The sequence below is a fragment of the Tumebacillus avium genome, assembly GCF_002162355.1.
Lineage (GTDB): Bacteria > Bacillota > Bacilli > Tumebacillales > Tumebacillaceae > Tumebacillus_A > Tumebacillus_A avium.
In genome coordinates this window covers 1,614,448-1,635,890 of sequence record NZ_CP021434.1, presented here as the reverse complement: position 1 = coordinate 1,635,890, position 21,443 = coordinate 1,614,448, and the positions used below count along the sequence as shown (strand labels likewise).

Here is a 21,443-nt window from a genome sequence, read left to right as displayed (position 1 = left end):
GTTCGCTAACCTCGTTATTTTTGCGGATTCCGTATATAGTCTGAGTAATCAAAGGTGCCCTTGTAAACGAAGTTGTTGGTTTCCGAGTTGAAGTCGAAGATGAGAATCTTGCCGTAATTGCCGGAGTCCTTGGAAGAATCGACGATTCCAATCTTTCCTTCGCCCAAAGAAACGATGCTCTCACCTGCTGCTGCCGGGAAGTCGCCTGCTGCTCCCTGGATCTGCGGCTTCAATAACAGAAGCAGCAACAGGATCGCAATCACAGTTAATAAAATCGTATTCAAGTTCAATTTACTCATTGGTGCCACCCCCTTTGCTCTCCTTCAAATGGCCGATCAGATAAAGAGCATCATAAAAACCTTCCAACGTGAAATTCCCCATGTAGTCCTTCAACTCCGAACTTGCTGGCTTTGAAATAAAGTACCCACCGGCGGTTCCTTTCAAAGAGAGGAGAAACGAGAGAATGCCTTCTTTCTCTTTTGTTAGGTCGCGCCCGATCAGTTCGCTTAACTCCACCATGCGATAGGTAGAGTACAGATTTGGTTCTCCTTCAGCCATATTCGGTTTGAACCCGCCTGTGCCTTGGTCATACAAAGCAGCGATCTCATCTGAAACATGCTGCTTGATCGGGATGTCTAGAAATTTAGCGGACTTTACAGCCAAATACAAGTCTTTGTCATAGCGATAGTTTTGAATCGCTTCTTCAAAGAAAGAGGCTTGCAGACCCATCGTAAGACGCATACGTTTCAGGGCGGATGTATCGGTCAACTGAGCGATACTTGCCAAGTAATATACGTCCTGCATTTCGAATTTTTTCTTCGCAGCCAGCTCTGACAGGCGTTTTTCCCATTCCACTTGAATGAAGTCCCAATTCTTCTCAAGCTCCCCCAACTCCTGCATCGTGAGAGCATAGTAATAGATCTCTTCGATACTCAGCTCTCTGCTGCCCTTCACCTGCTGTAAGTGATTCAGCATCTTCTCTTTCGAATAAGCATCGTGCAGCAATTTGGCGCTTGCGAGTCCGAAGTAGTTCTCTTTAAAGGAAAACCCCTGTACATCCTCATACAACCAGATCAAGTCAAAGTTGGAAAGGTACTTGGCAACTGCCTCACGATTCGGCACTTCTCCGAGTGAATCATGAACCACCTGCAGTGTCTTATAAGTGATTTGCGGATCGTTTGCGTTAAACTTTTGCAGAATCTTCATTCCATCCTGTGTCAAGAGATCGATGTAAGCGGATGGGATGGCCAGTTGCAAATTTAAATAAGAAGCAGAGCGGCTCAGGTTGAGAATTACATCATTGATAGCGGCGGTATTGTCTGAATTCGATTCGCTGCCGATGCTTTGATTGAGCTGCCCCATCCAATAGGTCAGCCACTCTTTGCGCTTATCCAGCAGGTTAGGGTCGATCACTTCCAGGTTGACATCCAAAAGTTCTAAGCAATTAAGAAGCGGAACTCCTGTTTGTACCAGGTTGTGCTTCATCTCATTCGGTTGACGATTGAAATATCGGTCATCTTGGTACATGGCAAGCAAGGTCTGTTTTGTTTTTTGCAATTCCGCAGGCTCAAGTTGCATCATGTCAAAGGTCTCAAGCGCTAAATATGTGGCGGTGATTTTTTGCTCAGTGTCTTTTTCTTGATCGCTCCAAAAGAACAATCCATCTCTGTCTTGATAACGGAGGAGGACCGATTTGTACTGTTCTTTGCTTGTCTCGGATATCTGCCCTTTTATCTTCCTCTCTATATTAACTCGAAGATTGGCATCGTAAATCGAGTTATGATAAACAGTCTGATCCGGACTGCTCGTATTCATATTATTCATGATGAGATTCAATCTCTCATCCGGCACATCTTGACCCAGTAAATCGGCCAGATTGAGGTACCAGGAGATCGTGTACAAATTCAGGTTTTTGACCAATGCATTATATGAATTGTTATGGAAGTAGGCGATTTGCTGATTTTCATAACGGTTCAAGCTCAGCAGGTTAGCATCTTCGGCCGAATCAACTGATGCGAAATCGGGGGTCGCAGTGCTTTCCGATTGTTTCGGTAAGCCAAATGTAACATATGCAGCCAAGACGAAAACGATTACGACAAGAAGTAAACTAAAATATTTTCGTTGCTTCATCGTAGGCTCCTTTTGTGTCAGATGTGATGGAAAGCAAAATCCCTCTGTTTAAAGAGGGATTTTGCCATTTAAAGATGTTACAGCCAAGCACCATCAGATGCGGTGGTTGTGTAGAAGGAACTGCCGAATTTGAAATCGCCGGTGGTCGTCTGCTTGATGTATACATCATAGCCTGTAGAGTTGATGTTCGAGTAAGTATGGTCAATGTCCCAGTCATTGCTTACTTTTGCGGACCAGGACGCTGTGAAAGCACTGATCGACCAGCTGGAGCTGCCCGGCACGCTGATCGTGACGTTTACACCAGAGTAGGTGATTTTGTCTGCCAATGTGATGGAATCAGCGTTGAACGGGTTGCTTCCAACCCAAGCTGCACGGGAAGAGCCGCTTACAGAAACGTTTGTCCACCCATTGTTCACGTTGCTGGTAAATTTGGAGTACATGTTTGACCCATTGTGAGTCAAATCGTCCTGGTCGCTCAGAACCGGCTGAACCAGTGCCTCAGTACCGATCGTTTGCGGGGATTTCTTCCAGTACTTTTCTACCGATTCAAGGTACTTCTCCTTATTCTTTACGGATTTTCCAGGGCTGAATGACAGATCATCCGGAGTGTTAGACAAAATGTTAACCGAAGTGTCATTTTCAATTCCGGTAACCTGAGGGTTTGCAGCCAGTGCGGAACCGGAGAACACGAGGGACAAACCGAGAATTGCAGGAACGACTTTTTTCAAAGACATTGTACTACCTCCTTAAATGAATAGTCATCATCTTGAATGCCGAAAAGTGCATAAAAGTGATATGAATATAAATTAACTATAAACCTGTTATTTCCCAAAGTCAACCATAAAACCATATATGTTACAGATTTTTATGAATTTTTATAGAAAAACTTGTTACTTTGAATAAATTTGCTGCTCACCTGCTTGAACTCTTCTTCTTCATGCAGCTTTTCAAAAACTTTTGCACAAAACAAGGGCTTTTCATAAAAAAAAGACCTCTTCTGAGGTCTTTTTAATTTCCAAAATACACCCCCAACGCCCGGTGATACCCTTGCAGCTTGGCATCTTTGGACTCGTGCAACAGCGCCTGCCCGAGCAGCCGCACCGCATCTCCTCCGCGCCCGAGGTTGCGATATGTGGAGCCGAGGCAGATCAGGCAGTCGACGAGCTCTTCGCCCTCCAGGCCAAGCGCCAGCGCCCGCTCATACAAAGGGGCGGCATCCTCTTCGAAGCCCATCCGGTCATGCATGCCCGCCGACTCGTTCCACACCTGCGCCACGTCCGGGTACTCCAAGCGCAGGCGCGCAAACCTCTTCAGCACTTCGCGATGCTCCCCTTGGCGGTACAGCTCATACCCGCGCTCGATCTCTGCTTGCCAACTCATCCGGCTCCAGCTCCTCTCCATTTCCCGGGCAATCGACAACTGCTCCTACTCTTTACGGTGCAGGAACAGCGTCCCGCCTGCCGTCTTCACAAAAGACACACCGATCGCCTGCCCGCTCTCATCGGCGAGCTGATACAGCAACTTCTCGTCCGCTTCCAGACGCCCGTCCAGCGCGTCCTGCATAAAGCGGGTCAACGCTGCGCTCTGCTGGACACGCACCGCGATCTGCCCGTACAGGAGCTCAGTCGCATCGGCCGGCTCCAGTCCCTGGAACTCACAGGCCATCCATTCTGACCACATGCGGTTGGCCTGCACCAGTTTGCCTTGGGCGTTGAACAGCAGCACCCCTTCGCGGATCGAATCCATGATCTGCAGATTCAACTCGCGCACGCGCAGCTTGTTGATCGACAACGCGATCTGATTGGCCAGCGCGCTCACCTGCTTGAGCGCATCAGGGCCAAAACGGCGTCCGATGCGCGTCAAAATGATCAACGCCGTCACATTGCCGCCGCGGGCGCTGACCGGCAGAATCAGGTCGTTCAGCTTCATCTTGCCTTCGTGGTAGCCTTTGTCGGCCGCCACCGCTTCCCGCTCGACAACAAAAGCGTTCTGCTCCTCGCGCAATCTCGGCAAAATGCTTTCTTCCAGCGACGCCACCAACTGCTCCATCCCGGCCGCCCCAACGCCAACCGACGCATGCGGGAAACCGGCATCCAGCAGCACCACCGCCCCTTTGTCCGCCTGCTGGATGCGCACCAGATTGCGAATGATGCTCAAGAGCAGTTCCTCTTGATCCAGCGTGTTGAGCAGCGACGAACTCAGCTCATACTGCGCCGCCAGAATGCTCTCTTTCTCCTTCATCTTGACCAGCGTGTGATGCTGCTCGTCCTGCTGGATGATCAACTGCTCCGTCTGAGCCATCATCTCATCCTGCTGCAAGCGCAGCTCCTGGCTCTGCTCGATCAGTTTGCGCTCGTTTTCCTTGATCCGCATAAAGATCTGCTTCAAAATCCGGGTCAGATAGCCGATCTCATCTTCCCGTTTGTCATACGGCAGATTGATAATTTTCGCATCTTCATAATGTTCAGAAAAAAGAGCGAGAGTCCGCAACGGTCCGCCGACATTGCGCGCGAACTGCACAGCGAGCAGTCCGATCAACAGCGCGATCAAGACCAGATACTCGGCATAATACAGCGTGTGCTGATCAACTCTGCGGGCATACTCCGCCCGCAGCGCCATCTGCTCCAGACGCAGCTCTTCCGTAAACTTGTAGTGACGCGCCCGCAGCTCGTCGGTAAACGTCAGGAAGCCTTCTTCCCCGGCCCGCCGTTCGATCACATCAAACTTGCCTTCCTCGATCAGCTTGACCCCTTCAGCGACGCGCTCCGAATAGCGGTTGCTCGCATCTTCCAAAAAGCGCAGATGCTCGCGGTCCGACTCGGTCAGCGCCACTTTGCGGAATTCGGCGACCCCGTCGATCAGCCCGCGCTGGTTCTCGGCGATCCGCCCTTTGAAGTCGGGCAGATGGTAGGAGATATAGCCGCGGTATTCGATCATCAGGCTCGACATGCTCTGCTGAATCTCTCCGGCGAGAAACGCCTTCGTATCCAGCTCCGACACTTGCTGTTCAAAATTCTCCTGCATGCGATGGTTAAACCAATAGAGAAGCGCGCCGCCGACCAAAATCAACACGATCAGCAGCGCCATAATCCGACTCATCTGTCTGGCAATGCTCTTCGTGAGCGCTTGCTCCGGTCTGGCTCCAGTAGCTTTCATTCAGGATCTCTCCGTTCACAATGCGACTAAATTTAATTATAAGTCGAAGCGGATTCGATTGCTAGAGTGCACCGTTTCTCAGCTTGCGCATTTCCCAGATCACAACCAGTCCCAGTGCGATCGAACCGCACAGGCGAATGCCCGACGAGATGTAAAACGCGAAGTTGAGGTCGAACAGCCCCATGATCCAAACGCCAAACTGCGGCGCAAAGATCGCCGTCACCCCGATCACCAGCGAGTGCATCGCGATGAACAAGGCTCGCTTGTCATCGGGCGACACTTCCAGCACGCGATTGAACAACGTCTGCACCGTGCAGGCCACAAAGATCCCCATCCAGAGGTTAAACGCCGCCAGCACCCACAGGTTCATCGTCAGCGAATACAACAGCGGCGCCGTCGCCAAGCCGGCCGTGCCGATGACGAGCGTCCAGCCATGCCCGATCTTTTGCGCGACCTTGCCCCACCACGGATAGGTCAAGACGCCCATCAGCGAGTTGCAGACGGTGATCACCGACACCCACAAGGCGGACATGTTCGCATATTCGGGCGAAACCTGATAAATGTTAAACAGAGGCCAGGCCATCTGCCAGCCGAAATGAAACACCGCCGAAGCCATGGCAAAGATCAAGAACCGCTTTTCCTGCCCCAGCGCCTTCCACAGTTCAGCAAGCGTATGTACTTTCTTGTCCGCTTGCAGCTCAGGTTCCTTGATCTTGCGAAGCGTAGTCGCTTCCAGAATGCCCACCACAAACGACAAGGCAAAGATCGTCTGGTACGCCCAGGCCGCCCCGCCGTAGAGGTAGATCAAGACCCCGGTCATGATCGTCGTGATCGTGCCCATCCCCTGTGTGATGCGATTGCGCGAGCCAAACACCCGCGCCCGCTGCGACGCCGGGATCACGTCGGCGATAAACGACTGCCAGGACAGTTGATACACCGAAAATGGAATGTTCATCAAGCCGATCAGCAAAACGAACAGCCAGGCCATCCAATACAGGTCGAACGATAGAAACGGAAGAATGGCAAGAAACAGAAAAAACAGACCACGCAGATAAATCATCGACCCGGTAAACTTCTTCTTCGCCACGAGACGATCAATAAAAAGAGCGCCCGGCAACAAGACGAGAATCCCGGTTAACGCCGGCAACGACGATAACCAAGCGACTTGTGAATCGGACGCTTCCAGTACTTTGATCGCGAACAGAGGAATGAACGGTGCCGTTAAATTCTGGGCCAGCACCGCAAAGATTCCCTGTATTGTATTGATTCTGACATTGTGGCGAAGGTTGCGATACGCCTCCTGCTCGTGCATGAGGTTCGCACCTCCTTGTTCTCTTCTAAGATGACTGATTTATTTGTGCAAGAACGACAGACAGAACAGGCAGTCTCCTTCGGTGCGGAGACTTCCGTAGTGCAGATTGCAAATGTGAAACCCTTCCTGATACAAGCGGGCCAGGTTGTCATAGCCTTCGCCGAGCTGGATGAGCTTTTCCCCGCCTTCCGCTTCAGCGACATGCTCCTGACTTTCGAGGCGCTTGCGCAGATTTTCGTTCTCCATCTGCAGCTTCTGGTTCTCTTCGATCAGTTCCACGATCTTTTGTTTTAGCGACCCCAATTCGCGGTAGAGCTCGCCGATTCGTTCTTCAACATTGGCTACTTGTGCAAAAACGGCCTGTTTATCCACCTGTTCACCCCGCTTGCAATCCCCTTGGCTCTTGGGCCTCTGCCATGCTGTGTTCTATTTTCCGTCTGCTGCCTCAAGGTCTGCATCATACGTATCGCTTTCGAATTTCAAGCAGCACATCAAACGGCCGCAGAGTCCGGAGATCTTCGCCGGGTTGAGCGAAAGGTTCTGGTCTTTCGCCATCCGGATCGACACCGGGTCAAAATCGCCGAGCCAGCTCGAGCAGCAGAGAATGCGCCCGCACGGCCCGATCCCGCCGAGGAGTTTCGCCTCGTCGCGCACACCGATTTGACGCAACTCAATGCGGGTGCGGAACACGGAAGCGAGGTCCTTGACCAGCTCCCGGAAATCAACGCGGCCATCGGCGGTAAAGTAAAAGATGATCTTGTTGCGGTCAAATGTGTATTCGACATCGACCAGCTTCATTTCCATGCCATGATCAGCGATCTTCTGCTGACAAATCGTAAACGCCTTCTTCGCGGCGACCTTATTTTCCTCCACCTGGGCTGCATCTTTAGCGTCGGCGATGCGAAGCACCCGTTTCAGCGGCAAGACGACGTCTCCTTCAGAAACAGACTTTTTGCCGATGACGACTTCTCCGTATTCAACACCACGCGCAGTTTCCACGATGGCAAAATATCCTCTTTCGATAGGAAGGTCAGCCGGGTCGAAGTAGTAGATCTTGCCCGCTTTTTTAAAGCGAATCCCGACTACGGCAAACATAGCTCCTATCCCTCCTGCAACTGCAAAATCATATGCTCAAGCGAAAGTTGCACATTGGCATTGCTCTGCAATCGTTTTTTCGTTTTTAATATCGTATCAATCATGGACAATACCTGCTCCGGAGCTATGCTCATCGCCTGCTGGCGATAGCGCTCCAGATGCGCATCGGCTGCGACCTGCGACTCCATGCCGAGCCGCACATGCAGCACATCGCGATACCACCACGACAGCGCATCAAGCAAAGCGTCGATCTCATGACTTTGCCAATTTTGTTTGAAAACTTTTTCCTGCAGAGTGAACAACGCGTTGTTGCGACGCGCCGCAACCTCTTCAGTCAATTGTACCACCAGAGTCAAGATTTCCGCAAACCGCTCTTCGGCCGCCAACTCCTTGGCTGCACCCAGCGACTGCTTCACGTACGCGAGGAACCGCGCGCGCGACGCCGGAAAACCTTCGCCTTGCAGCTGCTCCGCCACCACGCCAACAGGACGGCGTGGGAACTGGATCACCTGACAGCGCGAGATGATCGTCGGCAGGAGCTTGGTCTTCGATTCGGCGAGCAGCACCGCCACGACGGGCGTTGTCGGCTCTTCCAGGAATTTCAGCAGCGAGTTGGCCGCTTCCACCGTCATCTTGTCCGCTTGGTGAATGATGTAGACTTTCGATGCGCCTTCCATCGATTTTAAGGAAAACGCCTTTTGCAGCTCGCGCACTTGGGCGATCTTGATCGCATTTCCGTCCGGCTCCATCACGATCAGGTCGGGATGGTTGCCCGACTCGAAGCGGCGGCACTGGATGCAGTCGCCGCACGGACGCTCCCCTTTGCTCTCACAGAGGATCGCTTTGCCAAAATAGTTCGCCGTCTCCGCCTGCCCCGACCCTTCCGCGCCGAGAAACAGGTAAGCATGCGCCATCCGTCCATTGGCGAGACTGCGCGACAACATGTCGGCCACAGGCCCCGGTACTGGCCAGGTCATCGCGCTCATTCCCTTCTATCTAAAAGTACAGATTCACGAGCAGCCCGCGAATGTCGCCGATCTTGGCCAGCAAGTCCAAGTGGTCTTTTTCATCCGCGACGACCTGCTCGGCAAGCTCGGCCATCAGATCGTCGATCTGCGAGACGATCTTGTACAGGCGCATCCGGCCGCGGCGGTCAAAGCCCTGCTTTTCCTTCGCGCCGAATCCGCCTTTGACCACCTGCTCCAAAAAGCGCCGCACCTGCTCCTTGTAATCCTGCAGCGCCTTCCACGTCATGTTGCGGGCCAGAAAACTGCCGAGCGAATCGATCTGGCGCATCAGCTTGTCCAGTTCGGCCCGCGTCAATTTGGCGTTGGCCTGCTGGAAAATATCTTGAAAAGCGGGAGATTTGACATCCCCCGCTCGTGTATCCTCGCGCAAACCGAGTGTTTCGACGAAAGGTCTTTGGTTGTTCCCGATCTTCATCAAAACCTCTCCCCTATCTCAAGCTGCCTTCTAAAAATGTGCAAAATGCTCGACGTCGATGACAAACACCGTCGCGCCCCCGACCTGCACGGAGACAGGATACGGGACAAACGTTTCGCCGGTGCTGCCCATGTTCGACATCGGGGTGATCGTCTTTTCACGCGCTTTGCAGGTGTCTTTGATCACCTGCAGCACCTCTTCGACGCGATGTTCTTCCACGCCGATCAAAAATGTGGTGTTGCCCGATTTCAAAAAGCCGCCGGTGGAAGCGAGCTTGGTCGCGCCAAAGCCCTTCTTCACCAGTTCATTCGACAGTTTGTTGCTATCCTTGTCCTGCACGACTGCAATCACAAGTTTCACCTTGGGACCCACTCCTTTAGTCTGCATTCAGGAACTGGCGGACATCCTCCCAGATGGCGTCGGTCACTTCGTCGATCGAGCGGGTGCCGTCGAGCACGCGAAAACGCTCCGGTTCTTCTCCTGCGATCTGCAGGAACTGATCGCGCACGCGGCCGTGATAGTGCAGATCGCGCTGTTCGATGCGATCGAGCCCTGCGCCTCTGCTTCTGGCCACGCGGCCGATGCCCACCTCTGCCGGCACGTCGATCAGATAGGTTCTCGTCGGCCACAAGCCGTCGGTCGCCTCCCGGTTCAGTTCACGCACATAGTCGACCGACAGTCCCAGCCCGGTCGCCTGATACGCAAGCGACGCGTCGATGTAGCGGTCACAGATCACCACAACGCCCTGTTCCAGCGCCGGGCGAATCACTTGCGCCACATGCTGGGCGCGGGAGGCGGCGTACAAAAGCGCCTCTGTCTTCGCCGTCATCTCCCGGTTGTCCGGATCGAGCAGCAGCGCGCGAATCTTATCGCTGATCGGTGTGCCGCCCGGTTCCCGGGTGGTAAGATATCGTATTCCGCTCTCCTCCAAACGTTCAGCGAGCCGCCTGATCTGCGTCGACTTGCCGCTGCCATCCGGCCCTTCCAGCGTGAAAAAAAGCCCCACGTCCACGTTGCTCCTTCCAATCTATCAAGTAACAGCATGCTGCCGTATCACTTGCAAAGTATTGATCGCTGCATCTTCCGCCCCGGAAAAACGCACTCCCGAGCGGCGCAGCTGCTCGATATATTCTATCATGTCTGCTGTTAGTTCCTCACCGGGCAAGACGAGCGGAATGCCGGGCGGATAGGGAATCACCATCTCCGCAGCCACTTTTCCCGCCGCTTCCCGAAGCGGCACCGTAACACTTGGCAGATCAAACGCGGCGTGCAAAGGAATCACTGCCCGTCCCACAGGCGGCGCGGTGTATGGCGGCACGGTCAGCCGTTCTCCCTGAGGAGCCAGCTTGGACAGCGCAGTCACCAGCCGGTCGACCTGCCGGGGTCCGTCCGCATAGGTCAGGACGGCGAGCACATTGTACGGGTCGGACAGTTCCAGCGTCATCTTGTGCTCTTCCTGCAAGATGCGGTAAGCGTCCGTCCCGGTCAGACCAAGTTCGGTGACCCCAATCGTCCATTTCAGCGGATCATCGGCCGGCAGCAGGTGAAGACCTGCCGTCTGCTTCAGCCGCTCGGCACCATCGGAGACGGCCCGGATCGCTTTTTCCAAAAGGGCTTGTCCTTCCGTCTCCATCTGCCAGCGGGCCGCATCGAGCGACGCCATCAGGAGGTAGGACGGGCTGGTGCTCTGCACCAGCTGCAGGCGTTTGCGCAGCCGCACGCGGTCGACCCGCGGGCCTTGCACATGCAGCATCGACGCCTGGGTCAGCGCGCCGAGCAGCTTGTGCGTGCTCTGCACAGCCATGTCGGCGCCCGCTGCCATCGCCGTCCGGGGCAACTCCTCATGGAACGCAAAATGCGCCCCATGTGCCTCGTCGACAAGGAGCAGCATCCCGGCGCGGTGCGCGATGTCGGCGATCGCCTGCAGATCGGATGTGATGCCGTGGTAGGTCGGCGAAGTGATCAACACGGCCTTGGCCTGCGGATGCTCCCGCACCGCCCGCTCGATCTCCTCCGGTGTGACCCGGCCGGCGATGCCAAACTCCGCATGTACGTCCGGGCTGTAAAAAACGGGCCGGGCCTGCGCGAGCACCAAGCCGTGAATGACCGACTTGTGCAAATTGCGCGGGACGAGTATGGTATCATCCGGCTGGCACACCGTCATCACCATGGCGAGGTTGCCCGCCGTGCTGCCGTTGATTAAAAAAAAGGTCTCCTCTGCGCCAAACGCCGCTGCGGCCAGCTCTTGCGCCTCGCGGATCGCGCCTTCGGGCGCATGCAGATCGTCCAGTCCGGGGATCTCCGTCAGATCGAGCCGCCCTGCTGCGCCAAGCCACGCGCCCAAATCGCTGGGCAGCCCGCGCCCCATTTTGTGGCCTGGGACGTGAAAAGCGGTCGGACTGTGTTGGAGATGCGAGAGGATTGCATGCAAAATGGGAATCCTAGTTGTCATCATATCACCTTATACTTCGAGATCTGCCGTGCGAGTTCCTTTTTCCTATTATAGTCTTGCCAAATCGGACCATACAACGGATTTTTGGCTTTGCAATCTTTCATTCTGATTGACGAGAGTGATAAAATAGATTTTATTCACTTATGGACTGAGTACATGGGAGGTTCTAATAGATGGCAAACGAAAGAACTGCCGGTCTGTCTTTGATCTACCGGCTTGAATTGCAAAACAGCTCGATCACCTTTGGCAAAGTGGCACAAATCATCGGCGAAGAAGGCGGCGACATCATCGGCGTCGACGTGGTGCAGGTGGGCAAAGACCAATCGATCCGCGACGTCAACGTCAACGTCTTTGACCGCCGCCACGGCAAAGTGATCCGCGAGCAGCTGGATAAGGCGGAAGGCATCCACGTCGTCAACGTGTCCGACCGCACGATGCTGATGCACTTGGGCGGCAAGATCGAAATCCGCTCCAAGATCCCGGTGCGCAACCGCGACGAACTGGCGCGCGTCTACACGCCGCACGTAGCGTCGATCTGCGAAGCGATCCATGAAGATCCGGGCAAAGCGTTTAAACTGACGATCAAGAAAAACACCGTCGCCGTCGTTTCGGACGGCACAGCGGTGCTTGGTCTCGGCGACATCGGCCCGTACGCGGCGATGCCGGTCATGGAAGGCAAGGCGATGCTGTTCAAGCAGTTCGCAGGCGTGGACGCGTTCCCGATCTGCCTCGATACGAAAGACACCGAAGCGATCATCGCGCACGTCAAAGCGATCGCGCCGGCATTTGGCGGGATCAACCTCGAAGACATCTCCTCGCCGCGCTGCTTTGAGATCGAAGCGCGCCTGAAGCAGGAGTTGGACATCCCGGTCTTCCACGATGACCAGCACGGCACAGCTGTTGTGCTGCTGGCAGGTCTGATGAACGCTGTCAAACTGGTCGGCAAAAAGCTGGAAGATCTGAAAGTCGTCGTAACCGGCATCGGCGCGGCCGGGATCGCCTGCACCAAGATGCTGCTCCTCGCCGGCGTGAAAAACGTGATCGGCGTCGACCGCATGGGCGTGATCTCCCGCCACGAGCCGTATGAGAATCCGATGTGGCAGTGGTACGCGGAAAACACCAACCCGGACAACCTGCAAGGCACCTTGTCCGATGTGATCCAAGGCGCAGACGTCTTCATCGGCGTATCCGGTCCTGGCGTGTTGAAAGTCGAGCACCTGCAGTCGATGGCGCAAGACCCGATCGTCTTTGCGATGGCCAACCCGAACCCGGAGATCGACCCGGATGTGGCCGAGCCGTATGTGCGCGTCATGGCGACCGGCCGTTCCGACTACCCGAACCAGATCAACAACCTGCTCTGCTTCCCGGGCATCTTCAAAGGGGCGCTGGACTGCCGAGCATCCGATATCAATGAAGAGATGAAACTGGCAGCCGCCTACGCGATCGCCAGCGTCGTCAGCGATGACGAGCTGTCGGAGCATTACATCATTCCGTCTGTCTTCAATAAGAAAGTCGTGCAGGCCGTCCGCCTCGCCGTCATCGAAGCGGCCTACAAAACCAATGTGGCGCGCCGCCGTTACCGCGACTACAGCGACAAGCAGTAGCCGAAAGGAGTTTCGTGATGAACACGTCCAACTCTCTGCTCGTCATCGTGCTGCTCGCCGCCATCGGCTCGGTCATCTTCATGATGAGCTGGGTCTATCCGATGAGCATCTACACCTACCTGCTCGCGCTGGATATCCTCGGGATTCTCTGGATCGCCGCGTATGAGCTGATGAAGAAGTTTCGCAAGAAGTAGATATAGGAAACAAGAAAAATCCCCATAATAGGGGATTTTTCTTGTTTTTGTTTCTACTGATATTGGTACTTCACCGTGAACAGCGGATCATTCGCCCAATGCCAAACAATCATATGGCGGAGACCCAGGTCCTGATCAAGCACCTTTGAAACTTCAGCCTGCTGGTTACCTTGCGGGTCAAGCTGTTTTCCAGTTGCCTCCAAGATACGCGCTCGAAAACCTACGGCATTGTTAGTGCTGGGGAGTTGAACGCTCGCTGTAACTTGTCCGCCTTGAACGACCTCGAAACTCGGCATCGGCGCCCACATCTGCAGATTGAAGATGTTGTCCTTTGCGTAGAGAGCGAGTTCATAATCAAAAGTAAGCACCGCTGTGCCTGCCTTGTAAGGGACTGGGGTTAACATTTGCAACGCTTTGAAGCTGTTGTGCAACTGATCCATCTTCTCCGCATCGCCTTTTTTGACCGCTTCCATGTACTGGTTAAGCTCATCCTGCAAGTCCTCAAACCGTTGACCTGCAAAATTTACGATGTCGCCGTCGGGGAAGATAGCGCGGGTGTCGATTGCTTTGCCCTGCGTCGGAATGTAAAAAGTCTCATCCTTCTGCAAAGGATTTTGCAACCCGATTTCGTGCAGCACCTTAACTCGGTCGTAATCTAAACCGTATTTCGAACTAGACAGTACGGTGCAGGTCAGCGAGACCCACTTTACAGGAATTTTTTGTGCCGGTGTTGGCATGTTCATTACAATCATCCTTCCTTCACGATTAGTTTGAAAAAATCGTGAAGATGGAAGGTCTTTTTAGTCTTGTAGCGAATAAGCATAGTGATATGAATCTATACTATGTAATCGTACCAAACGTAGGTTGTAGTTTTTGGTTCTGCTGACCTTTGCTACACCTTCCACCTTCACTGTGGCACATGTGTACGTGTTGCCTTCAGACCAGACAAGTCTTAGTGTTGCGAGCACTAAGGCTTGTCTTTTTATTTTGCCCCATGAAGATCACCTATCTCCGACCGGCAAGGTCTCGGCTGACTTACTTCTCTTTACGTACACCTTTGAACGGCGTAGGACTGCTTGTCTTCTGATCCATAAAGCGGCCAGTTTCAGTGTCACGCTTTACCCAGTTGCCATTCGCTGCCTGAAACTGGCTTCTTCCTTTTACAGCCCCAATTCGGCCATTTCCCGGCTCTCCGTTTTTAGCCATTGGAGTAACCCCCCTTCCTCATTTGGATTAAGTTGCTTACAGGAATATAGTAGCACTCCTACACAACTACGTCAACATCATAAACATCATATACCACAAAAATGTTTGCTATATAAACACATCTGGCTATGTTTGCTTGATTGACATTGCTTTTCTTATACGTAATACTTAAAATAGAGTATTCGAATGTTATAACCGAGGAGGTGAATACTTATAATGGAAACCACGCTGTACGAATACATCGGAAAAAAAATACGGGAAGCGCGTGAAAATAAAAGCTGGACTCAAAGCGATCTAAGTACAAAAGTTGATTTGACTCGGACATCTGTTACAAATATAGAACTTGGACGCCAGAAGATACAAATACACGTGCTTTATAACTTCGCAAGGGCTTTAAGTATATCGCCGCATGAGTTGCTTCCCCAACTTGATGATCTTATTGGGTTAGCTCTAGATAATGGTGATTTACCTATCAAGGATGCAGCCACACCGAAAGCACTCGAATTTATCCAAAGTATGATTGAAAAAATGAAAGAAGGGGAGAAGAATGAGACTTGATCTAGTTGAAAAGCGCGCATATAAGTTACTTGAGGAACTCAAAATTAATCAACTTCCTATTCCTGTTGAGAAAATCGCAAAGAAACTTGGAATCGAAATACACGAAGAAGAATTCGAAAATGAACTTTCTGGTGTCCTTTATCGAGATCAGAACCAAGTTGTAATAGGGGTTAATAAACTTCATCATGAAAAGAGAAAACGATTCACCATTGCACATGAGATCGGGCACTTCATCTTACACAAAGGAAATCCAATCCATATTGATAAAGAATTCTTTGTTAATTTTAGAGATGCTACCTCTTCCCAAGCGACTAATATCGAAGAAATTGAAGCAAATACTTTCGCTGCGGCATTGCTTATGCCAAAAGAGCTCGTGAAGAAAGAATTGGCCAATATAGCTGTCGATGGTATCGATCCTTTCCAAGAAGAAACCGAAATTATTAGTGAGTTAAGTAGGAAGTTTAGAGTAAGTCACCAGTCATTATGCATTCGACTCGGAAAGTTAGGCCTGCTTTGACTCAGACATCTCACACTAGAAAAACTTATTAAATTTATTTATTATCAGAAATATTATTTAGTGTTATCTGTATATAAGGGCGTGGGATTTGTGTTATCATATCCGGCGCTCTTTTCTGAACTATTATAACAATTGTAACTTCTATCCTGTTTCCCCCTTCCCCATTAAAAATCTCCAAGTCGTCATTAGAACTTAACTGTTACTACTGCCCTAATATGTCCGTAAATTGATAGGCTCTGCTGTCCAAGAAATGACGGAAAAGATGACCGCGTGAGCGGTGTTAAACAGGAAAGAAAAAACGGGAGAATCAAGTCAATTCTCCCGCGATTACCCGTTTCACCATGTGGTCGTCAATGATTCGATGCTTATTTGCTGCTCCATAGATCAGACTATGTGTGGCCGCCTTATTCACCAAGCGAATCGTACCACTTGAATAACGATAGATCTCATCAACCGCACCATCCGTGAAAATGTCACGGCTAACGCCCGCATATTCCAGATGACGAGCTATGTACGCCCCAACCTGTACGCGGTCGTAGTGAACCAGTTTGCACTGTAGATCAATCCTTTGCCGAATGGCCGTAAACATCTGGAGTTGAAGGCGATCCCACAGTTCATTTTGTCCGACTAGGATCAGAGCCATTGGACTCTGGGCATCCATTTTGAAGTTCAGCAGAAACCGCACTTCTTCAAACATTTCTTTGTCTAACAGATGCGCTTCATCGACCACCACGACTGGTTGCAAGCGATGAATCCCCCGCATCAGCTCAATTTCCCGATGCAGTTGTCTCTTGCTGTCCCCTCGATAAAACTTCGCTTCACACCCCAACTGTTCAAGCAAACCCTTGTAAAAATGGCGAGGCGTTAGCTTTGAATCGGATAGGTACAACAGTTTAAATCTCGATGTGTCGAGCACATCCGCGAATCGGCGGATCGTCGTTGTTTTACCAGTTCCGCAATCGCCGGTCACAACGGAGAACCATTGCCTTTCGGCCGTATATTCCAATCTCTCAAGCGTTTCTTCCAAAACATCCGACGCATACAGCTCATGGGTAGGAATATCACGAGAAAAAGGGGTTCTCGCCATTTCATAAAACGCCTCAAACATCTCGGTTCGCCTCCTCCCGAATTTTGCGGAATGAGACGGCGCGTGTTTGACGTTCTTTCCTGACTTGATTCTTCTTCTCCGCAGCGTCCAGTAACCGTGAACCTTCGACTGTAAGCAGTTCAATTGACGACGGGATAGAGGGGCGTTTTCCTGCCCATTCACCGATAATCAGTTCTTTCGCCTGCCACGGTGTATGGCTGCCATACTCAATTGTAATCGTTGAGATGTCACGCGGGTCGTAGACGACTTCAACCTTATGCCCAATGAAAGAAAGCCCGACCTCGTATTTCTTCCCCATAAAACTGATACAGCCAGCTTTGTCCACTTTTCGCGTTTCGCTGTGTAAAAACGCATCCGCAATGAGAGATTCTTCGGCAAGTCGGAGCGGCGACGAGTCGCTTCGAAACGCCACCTGCGGGCTAGAGTTGTCATCGAGTGCGGAATGGGGTTTGGTCTGGTAACATTCGGTGAGCCAAACTTGGAATAACAGATTGAGCTGGTCGAGTGTCTGGGGCTTTTCAAGCGCAGCTTCCGCTAGGAAACTGTCTATTACCCGGTTGAAACGCTCGATTTTCCCTTTGGATTCGGCTGCATACGGTCTCGTAAAGCGAAGACGTATGCCAAGTTTGGCACAGGTACGAGTCATACTTTTGGTTCGAAATTGCTTGCCGTTATCAAAGTAGACAGAATCAGGTACGCCATTTGTTTGAATCGCGTAACGGAAACAGTCTTCCACAATCGTTTGATCGAGTGTTGGGTAAAAAGCCGCATGCAACACGTAACGAGTTGCATCGTCGATGAACGCAACAAGATAGACTTGCTTGTTGGCTCCGCCTTCACCAATCGGTAGATAAGGCCCGAATTTGATATCAGCTTGCCACAGTTGGTTACGCTGTTTGTGTTGAAAGCGTCTGGCCGCAAGGCCAGAGGTTGAGTATAGTCGCATGTGGCGAGTACTGTAGCCACGCTCCATCAATTTTTCCTGCAAGGTGCTGCGCTTGATCTTACCAGGCTTCGCCAAGCCTTCCCACTCCAAGATCTGAATGATCTGCGCGACACTACGGCTGGGAACCTCTCGGCGAAGCAGTATCGCTTGCTCGAGGAGATTGGGCGTGATAGCTTCGGCTGTTTGCCGCTGACTTTTTCTTTTAGGTCGAAGTCCTGCGAACCCTTCGGTTCGATAGGCAGACAGATAGCGGCGGAGGGTTCGCTCGGATAATCCGGTTTGCTCACAAATGGCTTTCTTCAGTTCTTTGGCTTTTCCAGGGTCAATCCCTTGGGCTACAAGAGGAGAGATCAGTTGCATTCTTTCAACGGCGATTTCTTCCGCCTTTTTTTCACTATTCATAGGAATCTACAGTCCTTTCCAATAGGATGTAGATTCACGATACATCAAGGGACAGCGGACAAGAAGGCAAAACGGGTATGTACCCATAATTGAGAATGAACGATGGGTCGGACAAGTCTCGCCAGCCATCCGACTCCTTGTCCAACATAATGTCCGATCCTTTGGAGTGCAGACGGTGAAGATACGGACAATGGCTCCACCGGATTTCCTGTACGCGCCGCTATCGTTGATAAACAATTCACCCAGTACTGCCAACACTTCTTGAACCAAACGTGCCAGCGATGCAAGGTTGAGTCATCTGCAGCTACGCCTACGGACTGTCCATGTGACAAAACTGATTCGAGGCATTCAGCTTCGTAATGTTTGTTAGGAACGAGCAAGTCCGGCAATTCATGATGGATCTTCTTGCAACACTTGCAACGCAGACGACGAATGATGTAGGTGATTCGTTCACCGGTTGGCTTACGCCCAATACGACTTCGGCTTCCGATAACAAACAGATCTTGCTCACACAAAGGGCAAAAATGTTGCTCTGCACTCCTTACGAAAAAAGTTCTCTATTTTTTTCGAGCTGATAATTTGATATACTAATCATGCTATTTTTGGGGGACGACTCTGGTGCAACTGTTCGAGCAGTGGCACGTCATACAGAGGCGTCCTTTTCCTTTGTAAGATATGTATGGTGGTCATTATATCCGTCAACCATTGGACAGGCAACAGCGTCAGCTTTTGGTCATTTTCAATCGGCTGTAACACTTAACGGATTATGGCGCGACAACGGTACCAATAACAGTAGCAGCAACGGTTGAATGAATTTATTCATGTGTAATCATCAATCAATTTTACGCAAAAAAAGCCCATCTGACACTTAGGCCAGACGGGCTTTTGACTGGTTACGAAATGGCTTCCAGCCAGATCTGTTTCATGCGTTCCACATAGTATTGATATTTCTCATCTTGCGCGTCCGTCTTGACGATCTCTCGCTCGCACTCGTGACACAGGAACTGCGAAATGATTCGGATGCCAAATTCCTTCAGTTCCCCGCAGACGATGCAAGTGCCGCCGCTTTGTTTGTCACCAAATACGTTCAACTCTTCCATCCTGACCACCATCCTCTGCTCAAGCCTTCTAGCAATCCATTATAACGGTTTCAAAGAGTTTTATACGTGAAAAAGCCGATGTTTCTGAAGAATAGAAACATCGGCTTTTTGCATATACGTGTTAAAGTGTGCTTTACACCATCCAGACGTTCATCACAACGAGCGCTGCGACACCCGGCAATCCGAGTATGGCGGTCGTCGCGGCGGTGACCGGGTTGATGGCGATATGGAAGCCAAACGAAGCCCCGATCAAATTGATCACAAACAAAGCCACGACGCCGACGATCAGCCCGCGCAGCATCCCCATGACCGCTTGTCCCGGTTCGCGCATGAAACGAGCGATCATATAGATAAGCACGACTGCGCCGACGAGCATCCCGATTACTTGCCATGCTGACATCGTTTCTTCCCCTCCTTGTCCTCCTTCCTACTCTATGCGCAGGGAGTTCGGAACATGATAGGGGCAAAAAAAAAAGCGGTGACAAATGTCACCGTCTCAATGGAGCGAGGCTCGTTCGCCATCGCCCTGGGAGGCCATCCAAAATGTTAAACTTTGGTGGTCACTTTCTAGTATATCAGAAATTCGACGAAATATGCAGGACTAAATGTTACCATTATGTTACAAAATTCTAGGTAGGCTAAAGAACGGCCCTTTTTAATACTTAGGAATCCGTTAAGTCAGGTTCATTTTTTATATGAGTAGTCCGATCAAAATGCTCTTCTATAAACTGTATACACAATTTATAATTTATCTTTACCGTAGTTTCACGAAATCCTTACATTGCTATCTTATCATATCCAGCCCTTGGAGCGCAACGGAAAATCAAGCAAAAACGCCCCTTTATTCAAGGAGCGCTTGTGCCTGATGCGGAGTTGCTTTCGCCTGCAGCCGCTTGGCTTCGCGGAGCAGATACCCGTATTTACGTTCTGCAGCTTCCAGGTAGTAGATCGCGTGGTCGATCAGTTCCGGATCGGATACGTGATCGATGTGCTGCTGCGCGATCGCCCATTCTTCCCGTGCCTGTTCGATCTCCACCTGCAGCTTCTCCATCTCCGTCGGCCCTTCCTCTACCGGCCTCCGACCCCGAATCAGATCCACGACCTTCTTCCAGTTCCCCCCGGCCCCTTCCTTCGACACCAGCGCCCCTCCTCTTCTGCCTAAACTTTTTTAAGATTAGTAGAAGTATAGTCAAGCGTTGGGGGAGATATGACAGGTTTTTAGAGCGGTTAGACTTGGATAAAGGAGTTCATTGAACTTCTTCAAACAGAGCGCTCACCACTGTGTTCGTCGTGTGATCCAGTTGAGATACAATCTTCTGATATACTTCGAGGCTTGGAGCATGATTTGCAATTCGTTTGTGCAGCAGGATGGCCCACTTCTTCGCATGCGGCAAAATGCTTGGCATCGCTTCAGCCAAATCTGTTAGGGCTTTCTCGGTTCCTACGATCCGGTCGAGTGATTCCACTGCATGTACAAGTCCAAACATCACATCGGTGTGTTCCGTCTCATCATCGAAGCCCACAAGTAAATCACGAGTCAGATTGTCCCCGCCAAGACTCAAAAGTGACTCAACAGTCTCTTCAAAGTCAGCAATCTCTAATTCAGTGCGAAGTTTCCGGCACGCGTACAACCGGTTCACCAAATCGCTGTTGTACATACGGTCGATCACCTGAACAGATTTGTGTGTGCCCGGAGGATTTAGTTTTGCAGCATAAAGTGATGGTACATCTCTTCTGGACATCGTAAACACCTCGCCCGAGCTGAATCGAATATGCTGCTTGAGTTCATCAATCACTTCCTGCGAATCAATGCGAGCATACCGTTCACTGCTCATCGTAACCAGCACTTGAGCATAATCGCTACACCTTGAGAGGTAAACATCATAATCGAATATCGCAGTCCCAAAATCATCAGGCAAAGAATAGAAAGAGATATTTTGTATTTGCTCGTTATTTTCTACTGCCTTCTGAATGCGCTTCACCGTTCTTTTAAGGGTGAGCACCTTCCCAGATTTGAAGGTCTCCCCGCGCACACCTACATAGTTTGCTGGAAATCCAAGTCTCCCAGATAAGTTTTGTGCATATTCCAACCAGTTCAACCAACCTTGGCCGTCCTTTTCGTCCAATTCACCGTACAATACGATTGTGGTTGTGTGTTCGTATTTCTCGCTGGTCATTGTTCACACCTCAATACGAAAATAGATTCTTCCAGCCAAATAA

Annotated in this window: 25 protein-coding genes and 1 pseudogene; 4 read left to right on the top strand and 22 right to left on the bottom strand. The window is 51.3% G+C overall.

Annotated elements, in window-relative coordinates; all coding sequences use genetic code 11:
- Positions 1–14: 14 nt before the first annotated feature.
- The 13 genes and pseudogenes from CBW65_RS07565 to CBW65_RS07505 form a co-directional block, all read right to left on the bottom strand.
- On the bottom strand, positions 15–299 hold the full coding sequence (locus CBW65_RS07565) for a hypothetical protein (protein WP_087456342.1): 285 nt from the start codon (positions 297–299) through the stop codon (positions 15–17).
- Positions 292–2,130 carry a hypothetical protein gene (locus CBW65_RS07560; protein WP_087456341.1) on the bottom strand — a complete coding sequence of 613 codons (1,839 nt, stop codon included), beginning with the start codon at positions 2,128–2,130 and terminating at the stop codon, positions 292–294. The genes CBW65_RS07565 and CBW65_RS07560 overlap by 8 nt, the downstream gene beginning before the upstream one ends.
- 77 nt (positions 2,131–2,207) lie before the next feature.
- The gene (locus CBW65_RS07555; RefSeq protein ID WP_087456340.1) at positions 2,208–2,864 is read right to left on the bottom strand and encodes a hypothetical protein; all 657 of its coding nucleotides are present in this window, start codon (positions 2,862–2,864) and stop codon (positions 2,208–2,210) included.
- Positions 2,865–3,138: 274 nt separating this feature from the next.
- Positions 3,139–3,510, bottom strand: coding sequence for a tetratricopeptide repeat protein (locus CBW65_RS07550; protein ID WP_157721829.1), 372 nt, complete (start codon positions 3,508–3,510; stop codon positions 3,139–3,141).
- Between the two features lie 45 nt (positions 3,511–3,555).
- Entirely contained in the window at positions 3,556–5,286 is a 1,731-nt protein-coding gene (locus tag CBW65_RS07545; protein WP_157721828.1) for a GAF domain-containing protein, read from the bottom strand.
- Between the two features lie 61 nt (positions 5,287–5,347).
- Entirely contained in the window at positions 5,348–6,598 is a 1,251-nt protein-coding gene (locus CBW65_RS07540) for an MFS transporter (protein ID WP_087456337.1), read from the bottom strand.
- Between the two features lie 39 nt (positions 6,599–6,637).
- Entirely contained in the window at positions 6,638–6,970 is a 333-nt protein-coding gene (yabA, locus tag CBW65_RS07535) for a DNA replication initiation control protein YabA (RefSeq protein ID WP_087456336.1), read from the bottom strand.
- Between the two features lie 81 nt (positions 6,971–7,051).
- Positions 7,052–7,693 (bottom strand): annotated as a pseudogene (locus CBW65_RS07530) (PSP1 domain-containing protein); the annotation flags it as partial.
- A gap of 5 nt (positions 7,694–7,698) precedes the next feature.
- Positions 7,699–8,670: a DNA polymerase III subunit delta' gene (gene holB, locus CBW65_RS07525; RefSeq protein WP_157721827.1), complete on the bottom strand. Its 972-nt coding sequence runs from the start codon at positions 8,668–8,670 to the stop codon at positions 7,699–7,701.
- A 19-nt stretch (positions 8,671–8,689) separates the two neighbouring features.
- Positions 8,690–9,136 carry a YaaR family protein gene (locus tag CBW65_RS07520; RefSeq protein ID WP_087456333.1) on the bottom strand — a complete coding sequence of 149 codons (447 nt, stop codon included), beginning with the start codon at positions 9,134–9,136 and terminating at the stop codon, positions 8,690–8,692.
- Positions 9,137–9,166: 30 nt separating this feature from the next.
- Positions 9,167–9,496, bottom strand: a complete 330-nt coding sequence (locus CBW65_RS07515) for a cyclic-di-AMP receptor (protein ID WP_087456332.1) — start codon at positions 9,494–9,496, stop codon at positions 9,167–9,169.
- Between the two features lie 16 nt (positions 9,497–9,512).
- Positions 9,513–10,142 carry a dTMP kinase gene (gene tmk / locus CBW65_RS07510; RefSeq protein ID WP_232463462.1) on the bottom strand — a complete coding sequence of 210 codons (630 nt, stop codon included), beginning with the start codon at positions 10,140–10,142 and terminating at the stop codon, positions 9,513–9,515.
- A 24-nt stretch (positions 10,143–10,166) separates the two neighbouring features.
- A complete protein-coding gene (locus tag CBW65_RS07505) occupies positions 10,167–11,567 on the bottom strand; it encodes an aminotransferase class I/II-fold pyridoxal phosphate-dependent enzyme (RefSeq protein ID WP_198299784.1) in 1,401 nt (466 codons plus the stop codon).
- A gap of 194 nt (positions 11,568–11,761) precedes the next feature.
- Here CBW65_RS07505 and CBW65_RS07500 point away from each other — a divergent pair, with 194 nt between their 5' ends.
- Positions 11,762–13,192: an NAD-dependent malic enzyme gene (locus CBW65_RS07500; RefSeq protein ID WP_087456329.1), complete on the top strand. Its 1,431-nt coding sequence runs from the start codon at positions 11,762–11,764 to the stop codon at positions 13,190–13,192.
- Between the two features lie 17 nt (positions 13,193–13,209).
- Positions 13,210–13,386, top strand: coding sequence for a hypothetical protein (locus tag CBW65_RS24140; protein ID WP_157721826.1), 177 nt, complete (start codon positions 13,210–13,212; stop codon positions 13,384–13,386).
- Between the two features lie 53 nt (positions 13,387–13,439).
- On the opposite strand, the gene CBW65_RS07495 is transcribed toward CBW65_RS24140, so the two are convergent.
- Together CBW65_RS07495 and CBW65_RS24560 are read right to left on the bottom strand one after the other, a co-directional pair.
- On the bottom strand, positions 13,440–14,129 hold the full coding sequence (locus CBW65_RS07495; protein ID WP_087456328.1) for a hypothetical protein: 690 nt from the start codon (positions 14,127–14,129) through the stop codon (positions 13,440–13,442).
- A gap of 292 nt (positions 14,130–14,421) precedes the next feature.
- The gene (locus CBW65_RS24560; protein ID WP_198299783.1) at positions 14,422–14,592 is read right to left on the bottom strand and encodes a hypothetical protein; all 171 of its coding nucleotides are present in this window, start codon (positions 14,590–14,592) and stop codon (positions 14,422–14,424) included.
- 216 nt (positions 14,593–14,808) lie between these two features.
- On the opposite strand from CBW65_RS24560, the gene CBW65_RS07490 reads away from it, so the two are divergent.
- Together CBW65_RS07490 and CBW65_RS07485 are read left to right on the top strand one after the other, a co-directional pair.
- Positions 14,809–15,150, top strand: coding sequence for a helix-turn-helix domain-containing protein (locus tag CBW65_RS07490; protein WP_087456327.1), 342 nt, complete (start codon positions 14,809–14,811; stop codon positions 15,148–15,150).
- Positions 15,140–15,667: an ImmA/IrrE family metallo-endopeptidase gene (locus CBW65_RS07485; protein ID WP_087456326.1), complete on the top strand. Its 528-nt coding sequence runs from the start codon at positions 15,140–15,142 to the stop codon at positions 15,665–15,667. Before CBW65_RS07490 ends, CBW65_RS07485 begins: the two co-directional genes overlap by 11 nt.
- 307 nt (positions 15,668–15,974) lie before the next feature.
- Here the strand turns inward: CBW65_RS07485 and CBW65_RS07480 are convergent, their stop codons facing one another.
- The 7 genes from CBW65_RS07480 to CBW65_RS07450 all read right to left on the bottom strand — a co-directional run bounded on the left by CBW65_RS07480 (position 15,975) and on the right by CBW65_RS07450 (position 21,400).
- Entirely contained in the window at positions 15,975–16,775 is an 801-nt protein-coding gene (locus CBW65_RS07480; RefSeq protein ID WP_087456325.1) for an ExeA family protein, read from the bottom strand.
- The gene (locus CBW65_RS07475; RefSeq protein WP_087456324.1) at positions 16,768–18,123 is read right to left on the bottom strand and encodes a DDE-type integrase/transposase/recombinase; all 1,356 of its coding nucleotides are present in this window, start codon (positions 18,121–18,123) and stop codon (positions 16,768–16,770) included. The genes CBW65_RS07480 and CBW65_RS07475 overlap by 8 nt, the downstream gene beginning before the upstream one ends.
- A gap of 44 nt (positions 18,124–18,167) precedes the next feature.
- Positions 18,168–18,638: a DUF6431 domain-containing protein gene (locus CBW65_RS24795; RefSeq protein ID WP_087456323.1), complete on the bottom strand. Its 471-nt coding sequence runs from the start codon at positions 18,636–18,638 to the stop codon at positions 18,168–18,170.
- A 378-nt stretch (positions 18,639–19,016) separates the two neighbouring features.
- Positions 19,017–19,223: a sigma factor G inhibitor Gin gene (locus CBW65_RS07465; protein WP_198299782.1), complete on the bottom strand. Its 207-nt coding sequence runs from the start codon at positions 19,221–19,223 to the stop codon at positions 19,017–19,019.
- A gap of 133 nt (positions 19,224–19,356) precedes the next feature.
- Positions 19,357–19,623, bottom strand: coding sequence for a pro-sigmaK processing inhibitor BofA family protein (locus tag CBW65_RS07460; RefSeq protein ID WP_087456321.1), 267 nt, complete (start codon positions 19,621–19,623; stop codon positions 19,357–19,359).
- Positions 19,624–20,064: 441 nt separating this feature from the next.
- A complete protein-coding gene (locus CBW65_RS07455; RefSeq protein ID WP_198299781.1) occupies positions 20,065–20,361 on the bottom strand; it encodes a YaaL family protein in 297 nt (98 codons plus the stop codon).
- Positions 20,362–20,470: 109 nt separating this feature from the next.
- Positions 20,471–21,400 carry an Imm30 family immunity protein gene (locus tag CBW65_RS07450; protein ID WP_087456320.1) on the bottom strand — a complete coding sequence of 310 codons (930 nt, stop codon included), beginning with the start codon at positions 21,398–21,400 and terminating at the stop codon, positions 20,471–20,473.
- Between the last annotated feature and the right edge of the window lie 43 nt (positions 21,401–21,443).